Here is a 13,762-nt window from a genome sequence, read left to right on the forward strand (position 1 = left end):
GCTAGGAGGGCTCAAGGGGGGAGTAGGGAGGAAGAGTGGAGCTGCCGCTGGGGCTGGGCTTGGCGTAAGAATACTGGGAAAGCTGTTGGGCTTGCATCTCTTGCCGCTGGCGATGCAGCAACTCCAGCTCGCCGCCGTACTCCTGGATCTTGGAGAGCTGCCGCAGGTACAGAGAGCGGAAGACGTTGGAGATTAGCAAAGTGGGAATGGCCACGATCAGCCCAAAAGCGGTCGAGTAGAGGGCTTCAGCGATCCCCTGCCCTACCCCTTGCGTATCGGTGCCGCCGATATCCCCCAGTTGGATGGAGCTGAGGATCTGGATGATGCCGGTAACGGTGCCCAGCAGGCCCAGGAAGGGGGCAACGGTAATGACGGTGTCGAAGACCGTATTGAAGCGCTTCAGCAGGGGCACCTCTGCCGCCAAGGCTGTCTCCAGGGCCAGCTTAAAATCTTCGGGGCTGGCTTCGTTCAGCTCCAGGCCGGCCAAAAAGATGCGGGCAATGGGGAGATCCGCATTTTGCTCCAGCAGGTACTGGGCAGCGCGTGGGTTGCGGCGGTACTGGCTCAGGGCTTGCCGCACCACCTCCTCCTGCCGGTGGGTGACTTTCCACCAAAACAAGGCCCGCTCGATGCAACAGGCCACCGAGAAGACTGAGAACGTCAACAGGGGGATGGAATAGTACCAACCCTGGATCAGGAGCTGCAAGACTCTATCCATACGATCCTAGTTACCCCCTTCTAGCGGCAATTCACGCTCATCTTGTCATAGCACTTTCTCGGCAGGGCTGGGATCCCTTTTGAGTGGCTGGAATTGCACCTTCTGGCATCCTGGATCATCCCACGTGAACCCCAGCCACCTCTCCGACCTCTCAGTAGTGGCAACAACCTCCTATCCCCCTCCCGGCAGGGGCGCTATGCTGGGGCGTGGGATCTCCACCTGTTGGGATCTCCTAGGCAACTCTGCTCTCTTGAGATCGCTAACAACCGATGTCTGCTCAGCCCTTCCCACCTTTGGCTCTCCTAAGTGTCTCCGATAAGACCGGCCTGATCCCGCTGGCCCAGGCCCTCGTGCAGGAGCACGGCTTTCAGCTGCTCAGCAGCGGAGGCACAGCCAAGGCGCTGTCAGAAGCTGGGATCCCGGTCACCCCTGTTTCGGAGCATACCGGCGCGCCGGAGATCTTGGGGGGACGGGTAAAAACGCTGCACCCCCGCATTCACGGGGGCATTCTGGCCCGCCTGGAGCGCCGCGAAGACCGGGCGGATCTGGAGGCGCTGGGGATCCCTCCCATCCAGTTGGTGGTGGTCAATTTCTATCCTTTCGAGCAGACGGTGGCCCGGGCAGGGGTGTCGCTGGAGGAGGCTTTTGAACAGATCGACATCGGCGGGCCGACGCTGGCGCGGGCGGCAGCCAAGAATTATCCCCACGTTACCGTGCTCACCGATCCCAGCCAGTACCCTCAGTATTTGCAATTGCTCTCTAGCCCCTCCAGCGAGGCGGAGCGGCTGGCCTTTCGCTTCCAGTGTGCCCGCCGCGCCTTCGAGCAGGTACTGGCCTACGACCGCGCCATTGTCGACTACCTAACTCGCTCAGAGCTGTCCCGCCCCTCTCAAGCTCCAGCTCCTGCAACCGCTGCCGAGCAGGTTTTTCAACTGCAAGGGATCCCTTGGCAACGCCTGCGCTACGGGGAAAATCCCCACCAAGCCGCCACCTGGTATGTGGTGGATGCGGCTGCTCCCGGCTGGCATCGGGCCAAACAGTTGCAGGGGAAGGAGCTCAGCTACAACAACCTGCTGGATCTAGAGGCGGCCCGCGCCCTGGCGGCAGAACTGAGCCTAGGGCTGGCCAACGGCCCTAGGCCAGCGGTGGCGGTGATTGTCAAGCACAACAACCCCTGTGGGGTAGCCGTTCGCCCAACTCTGGCTGCCGCTTTTGAGGCGGCTTTGGCCGCCGATCCCGTTTCCGCCTTCGGGGGCATTGTCGCCCTCAACCAAACCTTGGATGGGGAGGCTGCCCGGCGGCTGGCGGAGCCCTTTTTGGAATGCGTGGTTGTCCCGGACTGCACCCCCGAGGCGGCTGAGCAACTGGCAGCCAAAAAGAACTTGCGGCTTTTGGTTCTGCCGGACTTTGCGGTTGGGCCGGCCCAAACCATTCGCACCCTGGCTGGGGGCTTCCTGGTGCAGGAGGCTGACTTGGCCCAGGGATCCGACCGCCGCCCGTCCTGGCGGGTGGTGAGCGAGCGCCAGCCGACACCGGAAGAGTGGGCGGATCTGGAGTTTGCCTGGACGGTCTGCAAACACGTGAAATCCAACGCCATCGTCGTTGCCCGGCAGGGGCAGACCCTCGGCATTGGCGCAGGCCAGATGAACCGGGTAGGCGCCGTCGAGATTGCCCTTCGCCAGGCCGGCTCGCAGGCAGCAGGAGCGGTTTTGGCCAGCGACGGCTTTTTCCCCTTTGCCGACAGTGTGGAGGCGGCAGCCCGTGCTGGGATCCGCGCCATCATCCAGCCGGGAGGCAGTCTCCGCGATGCCGATTCCATTGCTGCTGCCAATGCTGCTGGGATCGCCATGGTCTGCACTGGCATCCGTCACTTTTTGCACTAGGGCAGACCCCAGGCTCTGGCCCGCTCCGCCAGCCAGCCCTCAGCGCGCAGGTTCTCCAGCTCGCGGCGCACCCGCAGCCGCAATTCAGCATGCTCCAGCCCCTTGGGCAGGGCAATGCCCAGCCCCACCGCCGCCAACGGGGATCCCAAAAACTGAAACTGGGGGTGCTCCGCCAGCCACCCTGCCAGCACCGAGCGATCCGCTGCCCAGGCCTGCACCGCTCCCTTTAGGAGCAATTCCGCCCCTTCCCGGTAGGAATCCACCGCCACCAACTCAACCCCTGGGAGGTAGCGCTGGAGGTAAGGAATAGCAGCCGATCCGCGCAGGACGGCAATCCGCGCGCCGCCCACATCCGACCACCTTTCCCAGTTGTGGGAACGGGCCACAACCAAGCTGGGGCCATCCTGATAGTAGGGCGAGGTAAACTCCACTTGTCGCGCCCGATCCGGCGTAATGCCAAGCTGGGCAATAGCCAGATCTACCTCCCCAGCGGCCACTGCCTGCAGCCGCTTCACGTTGGCTACCGGCACCAGCTCCACCGCCTCCGCGGATCCCAAGAGCCGGGATCCCAGCTCGCGGGCCAGCTCGATCTCAAACCCCTGCAGCTTGCCCATGGGATCGCGAAAGCCCAACGGCCTCAGGTTGTCTTTGACCGCAATTCGCACCTGACCCGAACGCACAATCTCTGGCCAGGGGCGGGCAGCCGCAGGGATCCCCCTCCCCAAGCAAGCCAAGGCCAGGCCGGCTGCCATGCAAGACCTCTGGATTGCTGCGGCCAACGGAGACCGAGACCCCATCTCTTTAGGAGGCGCGGGCCTGGCGAGCTGCTTCCACCACTTGGGTAAAGGCTTCTGGATCCAGGAAGGCCAAGCGGGCCAGCATTTTGCGGTTCAGTTGGATATTGCCTTTTTTGAGGCCGTCGATGAACTCGCTGTAGCGCAGGCCCTGGGCGCGGGTGGCCGCGTTGATGCGGGCAATCCACAGGCGGCGAAAATCCCGCTTCTTGCGCCGGCGATCCCGGTAGGCGCTGCGCAGAGCCTTCATCACCTGCTGGTTGGCAGTGCGGAACAGCTTGGAGCCGGCTCCTCGAAAGCCTTTGGCTAGCTTGAGGATCTTCTTACGACGCTTGCGGGCAACATTGCCGCGTTTGACTCTCATGGCAGTAACCCAATACAGACGGATATAGAAGTTGGCGAGCCCCCGGCAAACCTTGAGACTTCAACCCGTCCCCAACGTGCCGAGGCGTCGGGGAAGCGGCGCGTAGCGCGAACAGGACCCAGCTAGTGGGTGTTGGGCAGCATCAGGCGCACATTGGCCAGATCCTGCTTGCTTACCAGGGCTACACCCGCCAGCTTGCGCTTACGGTTGCTGGTTTTGTGCTCAAGTAGGTGGTTGTGCCCGGCCCGGCGGCGCATAAACTTGCCGCTGCCGGTGAGGCGAAAGCGCTTGGCGGCTGCCTTGCGAGTTTTGATTTTGGGCATGGCAGTACCCCCAGAATGGGTGGGGCTGGAGAAAAGGTCACAGCCTCCCAGCATAGAGCAGGAAAGTCCAAGAAGGCAAATGCTGCCACCGGTCTTGGCTGCCCACATTTGCTCAGAGGCACTCAAAGACAGCCCTCCCGTGGCTCCAAGAGCAGCACTTGCCAGCGCAGCAACTGCTGCAACTGCGGCCAGCCCAGGGGAGACTCCAGGCTGTCTTGAAGGGCTTGGACGGTGCGGATCCCGTCCACCTGCTGCAGGAAGGCGAAGGCTTCCTCGCTGAGGGAGATTGCCTCGTAGGCGTAGTTGAAGATGCTCCGGCCCGGCCACAGGCCTAGACATGGGCTGAGGTGGGCAACAGCCGAGGCCACCGCCTCCGGACTAGTCCATTCCCAGCGGGGGAGGGGAGGCTTGCCGAGGAAGAGCTCGTAGTGGGCCACCACCGGATCCAGCAGCTCGATCAGGCGGTAGCGCTCCGGCTCTGGCAGTTGAGCCGCCTGGGCCAGCAGGGCCTCATCCTGGCCCAACACCCGTTCCAGCCGCCAGAACTCCGGGTTGGAAAAGCGCAAAAACTGCAGCCCGGAGGCGCGGATCAGCTCAAACAGGGTCTCAATGTTGTAGTCCACTTCCTGCGGGTGCAGGTACATGTCGGCAAAGCATTCGTCGTCCACGTTCTCAACGGCCCAGCGGGCGCGTTCCTGCTGCTGGATGCGGTTGCTCTCCGGCAAAATCCGGAAGAGGCGGCGGCCTACCTGTAGCCCTTGTTGCAGGTGTTCTGCGGAAGCCAGGGGCTGGTGTTCGGAGCCGGCGACCAGTAGGCGGATGGCCTTTTGCATCAAGCGAATTTCGTGGCGGCCCAGCTCGCCATAGACAAACAAATGCAGGATCCCGCCAGGGGCCAATTTGCTCGCCAGCGCCTGCAGCCCCGCCAGCGGATCCGGCAGGTGGTGGAGCATGCCCACGCAGTTGATGAAGTCGAACTGCCCCGGCAGTTGGTCGATGTCGTAAACGTTGAGCTGGCAAAACTGCACCGGCGGCGCCTGGGAAGCCCGGCAGCGGGCCTTGGCAATCTCCAGGGCGCGGCCGCTTAGGTCAAAGGCCCAGATCTCCGCTTCCGGGTTTTGGTGGGCGATGTATTCTGTCCCTACCCCAGAGCCGCAGCCGGCATCCAGGATGCGCACCTTGCGCCGGCCCGGATGGGATCCGGTGCAAAAAGCATAGGCCTGGGGCCAGCTCCAGCGCCAGTTCCACCCCGGCGGGGGAACGGTGCCGATGGGCTGTGGTGGGAAGGGGTAGAGGTCGTAGAGCTGCCGCACTTGCTCAAGGATCTGTTCGGCGTTGCGGGACTGCATAGGCTCTCCGGCCAGACTATCCAGACTATAGTGACGATATCCCCCTCACGAGATGTTCTGCCGCCCCCTATGGCTGTTCGCTCCTCTCACCCGTTGCAAGCTGGCCTCACCTTCGATTGGCTCAAACTGAGGGCTGAGCTCAAAAAAATTCTCGATCCCCGGCGGGTGATCAGCAGGCCGGAGGAGCTGCTGGTTTACGAGTGCGACGGGCTGACCAGCTACCGGCAAAGGCCGGCTCTGGTGGTGTTGCCGCGCACCACGGAGGAGGTGGCGCAGGTGGTGAAGCTGTGCAGCCGCTACCAGGTGCCCTTCGTGGCGCGGGGATCCGGCACCGGCCTTTCGGGAGGGGCGCTGCCGCTGGAAAATAGCGTCGTCATCGCCACCACCCTGATGAAACAGATCCTGGAGATTGACCTAGACAACCGCTGCATGGTGGTGCAGCCGGGAGTAATCAACGCCTGGATTACCCAAGCGGTGGCCGCCCAGGGCTACTTTTATGCGCCGGATCCCTCCAGCCAGTCGGTTTGCTCCATCGGCGGCAATGTGGCGGAAAACTCCGGCGGCGTCCACTGTCTCAAGTACGGGGTGACGGCCAACCACATCCTCGGCCTGACGGTGGTGCTGCCGGATGGGGAAGTGGTGCGCTGGGGGGGCAAGATCCCGGAGATGCCCGGCTACGACTGGGTGGGCCTGTTCGTCGGCTCCGAGGGCACTCTGGGCATTGCTACCGAGATTACCCTGCGCTTGCTCAAGGCGCCGGCCCAGGTGCAGGTCTTGCTGGCGGATTTTGACAGCGTCGAGGCGGCAGGAGCCACCGTTTCCGACATCATCGCCGCCGGGATCATCCCCGCCGGCCTGGAGATCATGGACAACTTCAGCATCAATGCTGTGGAGGATGTGGTGCAGTTGGGCTGCTACCCGCGGGATGCGGCAGCCATCTTGCTGGTGGAGGTGGACGGCCTGGAGCTGGAGGTGGAGGAAGTCGGCCAACAGGTGAGGGCGCTCTGCTTGAAAAACGGGGCCCGCCAGGTGCAGGTGGCCGTCGATGCAGAAGAGCGGGCGCGGCTGTGGAAGGGGCGCAAGGCGGCCTTTGCCGCCATGGGCAAGCTCAGCCCCAACTACTACGTCCAGGATGGGGTGATCCCCCGCAGCCAGCTAGCCTATGTCCTCAAAGAAATCGAGCGCCTCAGCCGCCAGTACGGCTACCCGGTGGCCAATGTGTTCCACGCCGGCGACGGCAACCTCCATCCGCTGATTCTCTACGACGAGTCGGTGCCGGGATCCCTGGAGCAGGTGGAGAAGCTGGGGGGTGAGATCCTCAAGCTCTGCGTGCGCCTGGGAGGCAGCATCTCTGGCGAGCATGGCATCGGGGCCGACAAGCGCTGCTACATGTCGGAGATGTTTACGCCCACGGATTTGGAGAGCATGCAGTGGGTGCGGCAGGTGCTCGACCCGCAGCACATCGCCAATCCCGACAAGATCTTTCCCACCCCCCGCACCTGCGGCGAGGCGGCCCACGCCCACCGGCAGCCGGAATGGCAAGGGATCCCGGTCTTCTAGGTGGCCTGGCGCTGCTGCTGCAGCTCGGCAAAGGCCTGGGCAAAGTCCTCCTGGCGGATGACCAGGGTCTTGGGATCCACCGACTCGGCAGTGGCCCGGTGGCGGCGAATGGCAGCAATGGCAGCACGGTTACTTAGCAGGGCCAGATCGGCCCCACTCCAGCCTTCCGTGCGCTCGGCCCACACCTCCAGATCCACATCTGGCCCTAGGGGCCGCCTGCGGTTGTGCACGGCCAGGATTTCCCGCCGCCCGGCCCGATCCGGCAGCTCCACACTCAGGTGCAGCTCCAGCCGGCCGGCGCGGGTGAGGGCGGGATCCAAGCTGGCTTTGCGGTTGGTGGCGGCCACCACCAACACCCCCTGGCTGGGGCGGATCCCGTCCAGTTCGGCCAGCAGTTGCCCCAGAACGCGGTCGCTGACGCCGCTATCGCCGGAGTAGCTGCCCCGCGCCGGGGCGAGGGTGTCGATCTCGTCGATGAAGATGACACAAGGGGCGCACTGGCGGGCGCGGGCAAAGAGCTCTCGCACCGCCTGCTCGGAGGATCCCACCCATTTGCTCAAGAGCTCTGGGCCGGAGACGGCGATGAAGTTGGCCTTGGCCTGGGAGGCAATCGCCTTGGCCAGCAGGGTCTTGCCGGTGCCGGGAGGGCCGCTGAGGAGGATCCCTTTGGGCGCTTGCGCCTGGGCCTGCTCGTACAGCTCCGGGTGCAGCAGGGATCCCTCGATGGCCTCCTGCAGAACCTGCTTGGCCTGCTCCAGGCCGCCGATCTGATCCCAGCTCACCTGGGGCGACTCGATTTCCACTGAGCGCAACACCGCCGGCTTCACCTGTTGCAGGGCCTGCTGAAAGTCCGCCGCCGAAACTGTCAAGGAGTCGGGGATGGGGGATCCCAGATCCGGCACCTGCCGCCGCAAGGCCGCATAGGCTGCCGCCTGGCACAGGCCGCGCAGATCTGCCCCCACAAAGCCCAGCGTCTGATCCGCCAGGCTGTCCAAGTCCACATCTTCTGCCAGCGGCATGCCGCGGGTGTGGATGGCCAAGATCTCCCGCCGCCCCTCCCGATCCGGCACCTTGAAAATGACCTCGCGGTCGAAGCGGCCCGGTCGCCGCAGCGCCGGATCCAGGGCCTCGGGCCGGTTGGTGGCCGCCAGCACCACAACACCTTTTTGGGCCACAAAGCCGTCCATCAGCCCCAGCATTTGAGCCACCAGGCGCTTTTCCACCTCTCCCTCGACGGCGGCGCGGTTGGGCACAAGGGCGTCGATTTCGTCGATGAACACCAGACAGGGGGCCGACTTGGCCGCCTTTTCAAATACCTGCCGCAGGCGCGCCTCCGCCTCCCCATAGTACTTGCCGATCAGCTCCGGGCCGACGAGGGCAATGTAGTTCACCCCCAGGCTCTCGGCCAAAGCGCGGGCCGTCAGGGTCTTGCCAGTGCCAGGGGGGCCAACCAACAGCACGCCACGGGGCGGCTCCAAACCCAACTTGGCCAGCAGATCGGGCCGCTTGAGGGGGATCTCCACCAGCTCCCGCAAAGCTTGCAGTTGTTCCTTCAACCCCCCCACATCCTTGAGGCGCGGTCCCGGCCAGGTGTCTGGGCTGCCGGGGGGGTCGGCGACAGTGGCCTCAGGCGTAGGGTCAGCCTTGGGCGGCTCGCGCCAGCCTGACGTGGACATCACCTGAGGCTCGCTGCTCCAGGAGGGATCCCCCGTCTGGGCACTGCGGCGGCGGGGGATAGAACCAGAAGGGGGGATGGAGCTGCCCAGGGATCGGGCCTGGATGCGCACTTCGGTTCGCAGCCCCCCCGTGTTTTTTTTCTCGTCCAGCTTCTGGGCTAGCTCGATGAGCTGCTCAATACCCTGGATAAAGTCGCTTAGATCCGCCACAGCCCGGGTTTTCCGTCTACAAATGACCCACCAACAGAGGTTTTAGCCCATCCCTTGCCGGCTGAGGCTCTCCCCAGTAAGCCAGGGATCCGGCGCCGGCAAGCTTTCTGGTCAGCCCACAGCCTAGAGAGAGCGGGATTCAGCCACAGCCGAGATGGGGGAAGGGCTGGCGGAGAGCTTGCGCACCTCGGAGCAGAAAGAGGCCATGCTGAAGCCGCCGAAGCGCTTGACGGTGCTGGCCCGCAGGCGCAGGTTGGGGCTGGCAAACCAGATGCGCTCCTCCGACTCGGTCATCTCGTACTCGGTGTAGAGGGTGAGGGCGCCGTCCGATCCCATGACGTAGGTGCCGGCCACCGGCACTTTCTCGGCATAGCCCTGATCCCGCAACAGTTGCCCCCGCATGGGGTTGTCGGGATCGGGAATGGGAACCAGCACCACATCGCCTTTGTACTCTTCGTTGTCCCACTCCTGCTCCCCATTCCACTGCACTCGCGCCGCCCCCACGGCCCGCCGTGGATCCACCTTGAACAGCTCACAAACCTGGATAACTGCCGGATCGGCGGGCGAAAGGGTAGCAATTTGCATCCGCGATCTCCCCCCCTCAGAGCGGCGAAAGGCCAAGTGATGGCTGGTACGCTGACACATCCACTCGCCAGCGCTGAGGGCAAAAAACTCCATTACGGTCATCATGGCCGACGCGGATCCTCCTCGATAACAACCGAAATTTGCCGATTCTAACTTGCGCTGTAGCCGTAGATTGGCTCTTGCCGGCTCTGCTGTTCGCGCCAAAACTGCTCGGCAAAAGCCACCGTCGGGTGGAGGGGGGCGCGGGGTTTGCTGCGCAGAACCATGCCCGCCTCTTCGGGCGTGCGGTTGCCCTTGCGCTGGTTGCAGCGCTCGCAGGCAGTCACCACATTGTCCCAAGTGTGGGATCCCCCGCGAGAAAGAGGCACGACATGATCCAGGGTTAGGTTGTGGGTGCTGCCACAGTACTGACAGGTGTGGTGATCCCGCCGCAGAACCTCCCGCCGGTTAACAGGGGGCACTCGCCAGGCCCGCTCTTTGCCCTTGATGGTCAGGCGGATGTGCTCGGGCACCTCGATCACCTGGCTGGGGGAGCGCACTTTCCATACCGGCACATTCATCATCGCCAGCGGCTCTGCCTTGCCCGTCAGCAGCAGCACAATCGCCCGCCTAATGTTGACCCGGCTAATGGGCAAGTAGTTTTGGGAGAAGACAACGATCGACTGTTCCAGGACGTGGGTAGCAGCAGTCATGACTTAGCTCTTCCATTTGCCGCCATTGTCCTGAGAAATCCGGCGAATGACAAGGTTTTCCCGCAGTGGGCACCATCCAGGCGGATCCCCACCGTTCAACATTCCAGAGTTTCTGACGATCGGGAGCCGGACAGATGGGCTAGTATCCGGGTGATGGTCGGATCCCGTGCCTCCCATGACCTACCCGCTGCATATCGCCTTGGTTTGGCACCAACACCAGCCCCTCTACAAAAGTCCGATAGCGGGTAAATATCGCATGCCTTGGGTGCGCCTACACGGGATCAAAGACTACCTCGACTTGGTTCTGCTGCTGGAGCGCTATCCTCGCCTGCACCAAACGGTCAACCTGGTGCCCTCTCTGATTGTGCAAATCGAAGACTACGTGGCCGGCTCCGCCTTCGATCCCTATTTGGAGCTGACTTTATCTCCTGTCGAAAAGCTGACCCCAGAGCAGCGGCGCTTCATTGTCGAGCGTTTCTTCGACAGCCATTACCCCACCATGATTGAGCCCTATCCCCGCTACCGCCAGCTCTACGAACAGCGGGAATCGCAGGGGATCAACTGGTGCCTACAGTACTGGACACCGCAAGACTTCAGCGACCTGCTGGCCTGGCACAACCTCTCCTGGTTCGATCCCCTCTTCCACGAGGATCCCGAGATCGAGGGCTGGATCAAGATGGGATCCGGCTTTACCCTGGCGGATCGGCAGCGGATCTATGCCAAGCAGCAGCAGATCCTGGCCGCCATCTTGCCCCAGCACGCCAAGCTGCAAGAGAGCGGCCAACTGGAGCTGACCACCAGCCCCTACACCCATCCCATCTTGCCCCTGCTGGTGAGCGAGCGCTCGGCGCGGGTGGCTCGGCCCGGCTTGCCCCTGCCCCGCTACCCCTTCCACTGGGAGCAGGATGTCCACAGCCAACTGGAGCGGGCCAAGCAGATCTACCGGGAGCGCTTTGGCCGCGAGCCGCGGGGTCTGTGGCCTTCGGAGCAATCCGTGAGCCCGGCCATTGTCCCCATCGTGCAAAAGCAGGGTTTTGAGTGGATCATCTCCGACGAGGGCGTGCTGGGCTGGAGCCTGGGCCAACCCTTTCATCGCGACGGGCAGGGCCATATCCTCGAGCCGGAAAAGCTCTATCGGCCCTACCGTCTGGAGAGCGAGGCAGGGGATCTGGCCATTGTCTTTCGGGATCACCGCCTCTCCGATTTGATCGGCTTCAGCTACAGCGCCATGCCCGCCGATGCTGCCGCCAAGGATCTCATCGGCCACCTGGAGAGCATCCGCAACCGCCTGCCCCAGGAACAGCCCTGGCTGGTCACCATCGCCCTAGATGGGGAAAATTGCTGGGAGTACTACCCCCAAGATGGCCGGCCCTTCCTGGAGAACCTCTATGCCCGCCTCAGCCAGCACCCGGCGCTGCGCTTGGTGACGGTTTCGGAGTTTTTGGACCAGTTTCCCCCTACGGAGTTTCTGCCAGCCGAACAACTGCACAGCGGCTCCTGGATTGAAGCTGACTTTACCACTTGGATCGGGGATCCCGTCAAAAACCGCGCCTGGGAGCTCCTGGCCCAAGCCCGCCAGGTCATTCAGGATCACCCTCACGCCAATCCCGAAGCCTGGGAAGCCCTCTGGGCCGCCGAGGGATCCGACTGGTTCTGGTGGTTTGGGGCGGGCCATTCCTCGGCCCACGATGCCGTTTTCGACCAGTTGTTTCGGGAACATCTGCAGGCCCTCTACACCGCTTTGGGAGAGGCCGTGCCGGCAGTGCTGCAGTTCCCTCTCGAGGATCACGATGGGCTGGGGGATCGCCTGCCGCAAGGATTTATCCACCCGGCCATCAACGGCCGCCCCGCCGAACGGGAGTGGAGCCAAGCCGGGCGGCTGGAGATCGGCGCCGCCCGCGGCACCATGCACCGCAACAGCGTCGTCCGCCGCCTCTGGTACGGGTTCGATCACTTCAACCTCTACCTGCGGCTGGATTTTAACTCGGTGGTGCAGCGGCCCAAGCAACTGCAGGTGCTGTGGTTTTACCCCAACTGCGTCACCGTCAACAGCCCCATTCCCCTCCAAGGGTTGCCGGCAGAAGCCCCCCTCAACTACCACTACCGCCACCTGTTGAAGCTATCGCTGCCGCCCCCCGGCACCGGCCAGCATCCCGCCCCTGTCGAGGCTCAGCTCTTGCAGGCAGGGGAGTACCACACCTGGCACGCCATCAGCCACCAAGTGAAAGCGGTGGTGGATGCCTGTTTGGAGGTGGCTATTCCTTGGAGCAATCTGGGCGCCCAGCCGGGACAAGAGCTGCAGTTCGTCATCGTGGCCGCCGATGGCGAGACCTTCCAGGAAGGGATCCCGCCCAAGGCCACCATCGCCCTGCGCAGGCCTTGAGCGGCTGGCCGTTGATCCTTAGAATCTCTGGTTATGCAGCGCGACCTCTACCCGCCCATCGAGCCTTACGATCACGGCTTTCTCCCCGTCTCTTCCCTGCACACCCTCTACTACGAGCAGTGCGGCAACCCAGACGGGAAGCCGGTGGTGTTTTTGCACGGAGGGCCCGGCGGCGGCATCGATCCCCTTTACCGGCAGTACTTCGAGCCCAGCCGCTGGCGGGTGGTGCTGTTCGATCAACGCGGCTGCGGCAAGAGCCGCCCCTACGCCGAGCTGCGGGAGAACACCACCTGGGATCTGGTGGCCGATATCGAAAAGCTGCGCCGGCACCTGGGCATTGAGCGCTGGTGGGTGTTCGGGGGCAGTTGGGGCAGCGCCCTCGCCTTGGCCTATGGGCAAACCCACCCCCAATCCTGCCTGGGGTTTATCTTGCGGGGCATTTTTCTGCTGCGCTCGTTTGAGATCCGCTGGTTCTACCAGTCGGGGGCCAGCTACCTGTTCCCCGATGCTTGGGAACATTACCTGGATCCCATCCCCCCCAACGAGCGGGATGACCTGCTGGCAGCCTACCACCGCCGCCTCAACGACCCCGATCCCCAGGTGCGCCTGAGGGCGGCCCGCGCCTGGGCCATCTGGGAGGCCAGCACCAGCAAGTTGATCCCCAGCCCTGAGCTCATCGAGCGCTTTGGCCGGGAAGAGTTTGCCGAGGCCTTTGCCCGCATCGAGTGCCATTACTTCGTCCACGGCGGCTTTCTGGATCCTGAAGATCAGCTCCTCAGGGGGGTGGAGCGCCTGCGCCATCTGCCGGCTGTCATTGTCCAGGGGCGCTACGATGTGGTCTGCCCCCCCATTTCCGCCTGGGAACTGCACCAGGCCTGGCCAGAGGCGGAGTTTCATCTCATTCCCGATGCCGGCCATTCCATCACCGAGCCCGGGATCCGCACCGCCCTGCTGCAGGCCACCGATCGCTGCGTTGGTCTGTGAGCCGCTGAGATAGGCCGGGTTGAGGATCCCAAGAGCTTGAAGAATTGCTACAGAAATGCCGGCAAAACCTTGGGATCTAGCCCCAAAGCACGGCCAAGCCTATCGACAGTTGGCGATTTTGGGTTTATCACTGAGGGAAGGGCGGTGCAAGCTGCCCGGTTGATGGCTTCCGCTGTCTCTCTCGGGCTGGTCGATCCATCCCAATGCTTTTGCGGATCTCAACTTGTTATTCTTCGCCGTT

General features: G+C 63.5%; 12 protein-coding genes. 4 read left to right on the forward strand and 8 right to left on the reverse strand.

Annotation, left to right across the window (positions count from 1 at the left end; genetic code table 11):
• Position 1: 1 nt before the first annotated feature.
• On the reverse strand, positions 2 to 718 hold the full coding sequence (locus tag SYN65AY6A5_RS11390; RefSeq protein ID WP_011431587.1) for a MotA/TolQ/ExbB proton channel family protein: 717 nt from the start codon (positions 716 to 718) through the stop codon (positions 2 to 4).
• A 269-nt stretch (positions 719 to 987) separates the two neighbouring features.
• Between SYN65AY6A5_RS11390 and purH the strand changes: the two genes are divergently transcribed.
• On the forward strand, positions 988 to 2,601 hold the full coding sequence (gene purH / locus SYN65AY6A5_RS11395) for a bifunctional phosphoribosylaminoimidazolecarboxamide formyltransferase/IMP cyclohydrolase (RefSeq protein WP_099812691.1): 1,614 nt from the start codon (positions 988 to 990) through the stop codon (positions 2,599 to 2,601).
• Here purH and SYN65AY6A5_RS11400 read toward each other — a convergent pair.
• The 4 genes from SYN65AY6A5_RS11400 to SYN65AY6A5_RS11415 form a co-directional block, all read right to left on the reverse strand.
• Complete coding sequence (locus tag SYN65AY6A5_RS11400; RefSeq protein ID WP_071813541.1) at positions 2,598 to 3,353, reverse strand: transporter substrate-binding domain-containing protein; 756 nt, start codon at positions 3,351 to 3,353, stop codon at positions 2,598 to 2,600. The two genes, purH and SYN65AY6A5_RS11400, sit on opposite strands and share 4 nt — an antisense overlap.
• 49 nt (positions 3,354 to 3,402) lie before the next feature.
• Positions 3,403 to 3,759: a 50S ribosomal protein L20 gene (gene rplT, locus SYN65AY6A5_RS11405; protein ID WP_011431584.1), complete on the reverse strand. Its 357-nt coding sequence runs from the start codon at positions 3,757 to 3,759 to the stop codon at positions 3,403 to 3,405.
• A 122-nt stretch (positions 3,760 to 3,881) separates the two neighbouring features.
• Positions 3,882 to 4,082, reverse strand: a complete 201-nt coding sequence (rpmI, locus tag SYN65AY6A5_RS11410) for a 50S ribosomal protein L35 (protein WP_011431583.1) — start codon at positions 4,080 to 4,082, stop codon at positions 3,882 to 3,884.
• Between the two features lie 122 nt (positions 4,083 to 4,204).
• Entirely contained in the window at positions 4,205 to 5,431 is a 1,227-nt protein-coding gene (locus SYN65AY6A5_RS11415) for a class I SAM-dependent methyltransferase (protein WP_049749799.1), read from the reverse strand.
• A gap of 69 nt (positions 5,432 to 5,500) precedes the next feature.
• Here SYN65AY6A5_RS11415 and glcD point away from each other — a divergent pair, with 69 nt between their 5' ends.
• Complete coding sequence (gene glcD, locus SYN65AY6A5_RS11420) at positions 5,501 to 6,991, forward strand: glycolate oxidase subunit GlcD (protein ID WP_240527783.1); 1,491 nt, start codon at positions 5,501 to 5,503, stop codon at positions 6,989 to 6,991.
• Here glcD and SYN65AY6A5_RS11425 read toward each other — a convergent pair.
• From SYN65AY6A5_RS11425 to SYN65AY6A5_RS11435, 3 genes are all read right to left on the reverse strand, one after another.
• Positions 6,988 to 8,877 carry an AAA family ATPase gene (locus tag SYN65AY6A5_RS11425; protein ID WP_099812692.1) on the reverse strand — a complete coding sequence of 630 codons (1,890 nt, stop codon included), beginning with the start codon at positions 8,875 to 8,877 and terminating at the stop codon, positions 6,988 to 6,990. The genes glcD and SYN65AY6A5_RS11425 overlap by 4 nt on opposite strands.
• A 123-nt stretch (positions 8,878 to 9,000) precedes the next feature.
• Positions 9,001 to 9,564 (reverse strand): phycobiliprotein lyase, encoded by a 564-nt coding sequence (locus tag SYN65AY6A5_RS11430; protein ID WP_011431579.1) that lies wholly within the window; start codon positions 9,562 to 9,564, stop codon positions 9,001 to 9,003.
• Between the two features lie 47 nt (positions 9,565 to 9,611).
• A complete protein-coding gene (locus SYN65AY6A5_RS11435; RefSeq protein ID WP_011431578.1) occupies positions 9,612 to 10,154 on the reverse strand; it encodes an HNH endonuclease in 543 nt (180 codons plus the stop codon).
• 175 nt (positions 10,155 to 10,329) lie between these two features.
• Between SYN65AY6A5_RS11435 and SYN65AY6A5_RS11440 the strand changes: the two genes are divergently transcribed.
• Both SYN65AY6A5_RS11440 and pip read left to right on the forward strand, forming a co-directional pair.
• A complete protein-coding gene (locus SYN65AY6A5_RS11440) occupies positions 10,330 to 12,537 on the forward strand; it encodes a glycoside hydrolase (RefSeq protein WP_099884441.1) in 2,208 nt (735 codons plus the stop codon).
• A 33-nt stretch (positions 12,538 to 12,570) separates the two neighbouring features.
• Positions 12,571 to 13,521, forward strand: coding sequence for a prolyl aminopeptidase (gene pip / locus SYN65AY6A5_RS11445; protein WP_011431576.1), 951 nt, complete (start codon positions 12,571 to 12,573; stop codon positions 13,519 to 13,521).
• Positions 13,522 to 13,762: the final 241 nt, after the last annotated feature.

The sequence above is a fragment of the Synechococcus sp. 65AY6A5 genome, assembly GCF_002760415.1.
GTDB lineage: Bacteria > Cyanobacteriota > Cyanobacteriia > Thermostichales > Thermostichaceae > Thermostichus.

Excerpts from the sequence above, each read along its gene's own strand:
- SYN65AY6A5_RS11390 (WP_011431587.1), bottom strand. The coding sequence starts at position 718 with ATGGATAGAGTCTTGCAGCTCCTGATCCAGGGTTGGTACTATTCCATC.
- purH (WP_099812691.1), top strand. The coding sequence starts at position 988 with ATGTCTGCTCAGCCCTTCCCACCTTTGGCTCTCCTAAGTGTCTCCGAT.
- SYN65AY6A5_RS11400 (WP_071813541.1), bottom strand. The coding sequence starts at position 3,353 with ATGGCAGCCGGCCTGGCCTTGGCTTGCTTGGGGAGGGGGATCCCTGCG.
- rplT (WP_011431584.1), bottom strand. The coding sequence starts at position 3,759 with ATGAGAGTCAAACGCGGCAATGTTGCCCGCAAGCGTCGTAAGAAGATC.
- rpmI (WP_011431583.1), bottom strand. The coding sequence starts at position 4,082 with ATGCCCAAAATCAAAACTCGCAAGGCAGCCGCCAAGCGCTTTCGCCTC.
- SYN65AY6A5_RS11415 (WP_049749799.1), bottom strand. The coding sequence starts at position 5,431 with ATGCAGTCCCGCAACGCCGAACAGATCCTTGAGCAAGTGCGGCAGCTC.
- glcD (WP_240527783.1), top strand. The coding sequence starts at position 5,501 with ATGGCTGTTCGCTCCTCTCACCCGTTGCAAGCTGGCCTCACCTTCGAT.
- SYN65AY6A5_RS11430 (WP_011431579.1), bottom strand. The coding sequence starts at position 9,564 with ATGACCGTAATGGAGTTTTTTGCCCTCAGCGCTGGCGAGTGGATGTGT.
- SYN65AY6A5_RS11435 (WP_011431578.1), bottom strand. The coding sequence starts at position 10,154 with ATGACTGCTGCTACCCACGTCCTGGAACAGTCGATCGTTGTCTTCTCC.
- SYN65AY6A5_RS11440 (WP_099884441.1), top strand. The coding sequence starts at position 10,330 with ATGACCTACCCGCTGCATATCGCCTTGGTTTGGCACCAACACCAGCCC.
- pip (WP_011431576.1), top strand. The coding sequence starts at position 12,571 with ATGCAGCGCGACCTCTACCCGCCCATCGAGCCTTACGATCACGGCTTT.